Annotated in this window: 2 protein-coding genes; both read right to left on the minus strand. The window is 53.7% G+C overall.

Annotation, left to right across the window (positions count from 1 at the left end):
- Positions 1 to 54 precede the first annotated feature (54 nt).
- Positions 55 to 1,410, minus strand: a complete 1,356-nt coding sequence (locus tag ABIB56_RS18380) for a DUF2130 domain-containing protein (RefSeq protein ID WP_354570674.1) — start codon at positions 1,408 to 1,410, stop codon at positions 55 to 57.
- 215 nt (positions 1,411 to 1,625) lie between these two features.
- On the minus strand, positions 1,626 to 4,433 hold the full coding sequence (locus tag ABIB56_RS18385) for a TrlF family AAA-like ATPase (protein WP_354570675.1): 2,808 nt from the start codon (positions 4,431 to 4,433) through the stop codon (positions 1,626 to 1,628).
- Positions 4,434 to 4,713: the final 280 nt, after the last annotated feature.

Genomic DNA, 4,713 nt, shown 5'->3' on the forward strand with positions numbered 1-4,713 from the left:
CTCTGCCCAATTGTCCATATTGATCACCTTCCATGATGGTTGGTGGCCCTATTTTCAATTGGCGTTTCTGGCCCTGTTTTCGAACGGCGTCAACAGCAGGGACTCTTTGACCTTCTGCAGGCGGTCGATCGATTTGTCGATGTCAGCGATGGCATCTTTGAATTTCCGAGATGCAAGATCGAAGTTTCTCGCAAACCCGGATCGGAAGGTGTCGAGCTCGTTCTCGAAGTTAGTGATGTCGATATTCTGTTCGCGGACTCGGGCGAGTTCAGTTTTGTACTCCAAGGAGTTCAGCGCCGCGTTCCGGAGCAAGGTAATCATCGGGATGAACAGTTGAGGTCGCACGACATACATCTTCGGGTACCGGTGGGAGACGTCGACGATACCGCCGTTGTACAACTCGCTGTCGGGCTCGAGGAGTGAGACGAGAACTGCGTATTCGCAGCCTTTCTCGTTCCGGTCTTTATCGAGCTCTTTGAAGAAGTCTTCGTTTTTCTTTTTGGTAGCAGTTTCGTCGCCTTCGTTCTTCATTTCGAACATGATCGATATGAATTCCGTGCCTGCCTTGTCCGCTTCGCGGAAAATATAGTCACCCTTGCTTCCGGTCCGCGCGTCATTGTCTTTTTCAAAGTCGGCTAGCGGGAAACCGGCGGAGCGAATTTGATTGAACTGAATTTCGCAGTGCTGCTCGAGGGTTTCGCCGACTAGTTTCGTTGAGAGCTTTGCCTTGAGGTCTTTGTAGTAGGCGATCATCTCGTCTTTCGATTTGATTTCGACCGCATGAGATTCCTTCATCGTGGACTCGAGAAGTTTCTGCTCGGTCTCCTTGGCAGAGAGATCTCGAGCCAGGTTGTCTCGTTCCTTTTCGATGACGCTCACTGCCTCGTTCACAGCAAGCTGTTTCGCCACATCGCGAGACTTCAGTTCCTCTTTGAGCCGTTCGATCTCGGCAGCTTTCTGCGCTGCTTCCACCTGAAGTTTGTTCGTAAGAGTGGCTTCCGCAAGTTCGACAGCGGACTGTTTCTCCCTGCGAGCCTCTTCTAGCTGTGTTTCGAGTACCTTCTGTTCAGAGCCTGTCTCGCTGAGATCCCGTGCGAGACTGTCGCGTTCTTTTTCGAGGGCACTCACGGCCTCGTTGACAGCGAGCTGTTTCGCCACGTCGCGGGATTTCAGTTCTTCTTTGAGCCGTTCTATTTCTGCGTTCTTCGCGGCCGCGTCCTTCTCGAGAACTGCCGAGAGTTTGGCTTCCGCGAGCTCGACCGCCGTCACATTTTGTTTTTCGGCTAGTTCCAGGCGCTCATGAAGAGCTTGCTCGAACTCGCGGTCATGCACCTGTTTCAGAATGTCGGCATAGCCGGCCTCGTCAATCTTGAACGCTTTGCCACAGCCGGGGCAGATGATTTCTTGCACGAGCACGACCTTTCATCACAGGGATAGCGCTAGCTGATGTATATCAGTTCGTCCGAGGTGGCGTCGAGTAATTGTCATGCTGTACTGGGATCCGCAGACGGCGAAAGGCTTAACTGCGACTGATCCTGAATCTCATGCGCCGATGGCGATTGTTGCAGAAACAATCAGTGGCGGATTTCGGTTATGTCACACCCACAGTTTCGAGCCGGGAAGGCTTAAGGCCATTTGATGTTGTACTTGTTCTTCCGTTTTTCGAATGCATCAGACCCGCCGTCGAGAATCTCGCAGGAGTGTTCGCTGATACCTCTGCTGGCAAGAATAAGTGAGTGGCTCTTGGCCGGCTCGCTGTGTTCAAGGGAGCCTGACATGTAGTCGAAGCGCTGCCCGTTATGATTCTTCCGATCTTGACCGTGCCGGTTTGCTACGACGACCGATTCCGAATCTGCGCCGACGACCAAATTGGCATTGTGACTGACCATGATCACCTGCCGTTCCTTCTTCCTACTCGTCAGATAGGGCACGATTATCTCGTAAATTGAACGACTGTCCAGGTCGTCCTCGGGCTGGTCTAGGAGCAGGGGCCAGGGCTCATCCGACTCAGAGAGAATCAGGGTGAGAGCAAAGAGCGCCTGTTTACCAGGGGTCATCGTCGGAGTTTCAAAGCCACCAACTTGATCACCTTCAAGAGTCGCAGTCAATCGCACTGTCGGACTAAACGTAAGGATGCGGATGGCAAGCTCTTTACTTTCCTCGCCCTGCCGAATTTTTTGGGTACCCGACTCGAGAGCCTCGAGCAGCTTAACCGGGGCTTCCCACACGTGATCGACCTCAACTGATTGACGGTCATCGGTGAGGAACTCACTCGCGGCTTGCTTATGGAATCCCTGAGCCAGCCATTCGAGATCTTCCACGGCAGTCCCGAACGCAATCCCGAACTCCATGGAGTCAAGGATCCGACTTTCTGCATCGAAAGCATCTTGCAGACCCTTGAACCTTTCTGCGCGGGAGAATATGTTCCGTTCGATCTCTTCGGCGCTCTTTTCGGATGCCGCTTGCCTCAGGGCTATATTTTTTCCTTCCACCTCAATATTGGCGAGTGTAAGGCGATAGGTTGCCTGCCGTTTCTCCAGGTCGGACGTTGCCGCAACCTCGCTAATCTTCGCGAACAGGGGAGCGTGCGTAGCGGTGAGCTCAGTGGTTCTTGCCACCAAGGTGGTCCGCTCTTCAGTAAGTTTCGCGTGTTCCACCACGAGTAGCTGACCCAGATGTTCCGTTAGCTCACCGGTGACCCTCGTCACAAGGTCTGTGATGGCCGAGCCAAACTCCTCGGAAACAGTTGGAGCCGCAGGTGTCGTCTCTATTGAGACCGTGACCTTCTCCGAAGGAAACACCTGTGGAGAGTCCGATGTGTCCGACGCAGCTGGAACGCTCACGAACTCATCGAGCAGGTCGATTTGCGAGTTGAGGTCTACCAGCCGCTCAGCAACCTCGCCCAGTTCTACAGTGACGGCGGTGTGTGTGTCGTTCTCTGCATCGGTTAGAGAACTGGATTTTCTGAGTTCGGCAATCTCGTCTGCGATGCTTTGGGCCGTGCTCAGGATGGCAGCCTTATCGCCCAACTGGGCCAGGTCTTTTGAGTGTTGGCGCACGGCGCTTATGTGCGTGAACCCGTCGGCGATCGACGTCGACATGAAGATTCTCGAGGCCTCACGCGCACCCTCGAATTCAAGAAACTGCCGTTCCAGAACGGGGTAGGCCCGGAATAAGGCAGGTCGTATCTTGTCGGTGATTTCTTCAGGACGAGTACTAATTTCGTAAAGAGAGTTCTGAGGTACGTAGATGACCTGACCATTCGTCGCGTCATGATTTTTCCAAACGATGTGACGTTTGATGCCCTCAACTGACGCCCACGAATGGCCAGCGGCTGGTCCCAGCTCGGACCTTTTGAATTTCGGCGAGACGGCTTGTTGCTGATCAAGCGTGTGCTCCGCGTCGACGGCGTGAGCCACGTAAGCGAGGAGGGCAGACTTTCCGGACGAACGGCTCCCAATGATGGAAGTCAGATTGGGATTGAACGGAACTTCCGTTGGAAAATTCCCGTCTTCAAAGACGATTTTTTCGATGCAGCGGTAAGGCTCCTTTACGTCGGGTTTTACATCACCGATCGCGACCGGCGACCCAGGTTCGATAAGGGTTTGCCGCAAGCCTTCGTAGGTGAGATCTGCCTTGATCCACGTAATGGACTTTTCCTTCGGTGACGGCGCCGATCGGCCGAGCCACGAGAGTAAGTCATCAAAGTTGTGTGCGTCACTACCCGTGACGACAGGTTTAGGGCGAGACGGTCCTCCGCCGGTTTCAAATCTGTCTTTATGCAGGAACCATTCCGAGTTCGTCCCATTGCCAAATACCAGATCGGTGGACTTGTCGATCTGGTCCGCCAAACCACGCTTTCGTTGATTTGCATTGTCCGCGCGAATTCCGTCGTTGTTAGACGGAACTATCGTCATGATCCAATCGGTGCGCGGCGACTTGCCAAAGGTCGCGGAGTAAGCCTCTTCTATCGCCTTGCGGGTCACTGTGGCACTCTCGAGCAAGGTCTTGTCCGTTAGATCACGACAGGTTAGGTGCCGGTCTTGCTGGTCGGTTAGTTCAGTTACGAGCGAGCCAAGAAAGCCGTTGATGCGGTCCTTTGTTTCATCCGGTCGAAACAAGATGTGAAAATTAACGTCCTCACGCGCTTTGTTGACCGCCTCGTTCAGACGCAACTCAACGACCGGAAAGAATGCCTTCTCCGAATCGGGGTACCTTCCCTGGAACTCCTCCTGGAATGTAAAGAAGCTGTCGGCATTGAAATAGTCCGTCAAGCCAAAAGCGGAGACGTCCGAGTCCTCGAGGATGGAGCAGAATCGGTCCCAATCGACTTGACCGGCGCTGCTCTCAAAGTTGTTGGACATTCGCGGAGACGGGAGATGGACGTGCAGGTCCCACTTGCGCCACTCAGATCCAACTGGGAATAGCTTCATCGGTGCCCCTTAACAGATGAGGAAACCATATCTGATCCGATCGGTTGGATCGTGCAGGTAGTGTCTCGTATCCCTAAGGTTTCGAGGCGTCTCGTCGGTCGCACAAACTGGCGGGTTAGATTGTCGCAATTCGGCGGATCCGCGATTCTCATAACTATGTGTCGAAACTATGTGCTTGAATTTTGGGCGAATTCAGGTGGTGGTCGCAACACCGGCTTGATTTGACGGATTCAAGAGTAGCTCGGTGAGGACTTCTGCGGGGGTGTGGTAGCCGTGGCGT

The organism is Glaciihabitans sp. UYNi722, from assembly GCF_040549465.1.
GTDB lineage: Bacteria > Actinomycetota > Actinomycetes > Actinomycetales > Microbacteriaceae > Lacisediminihabitans.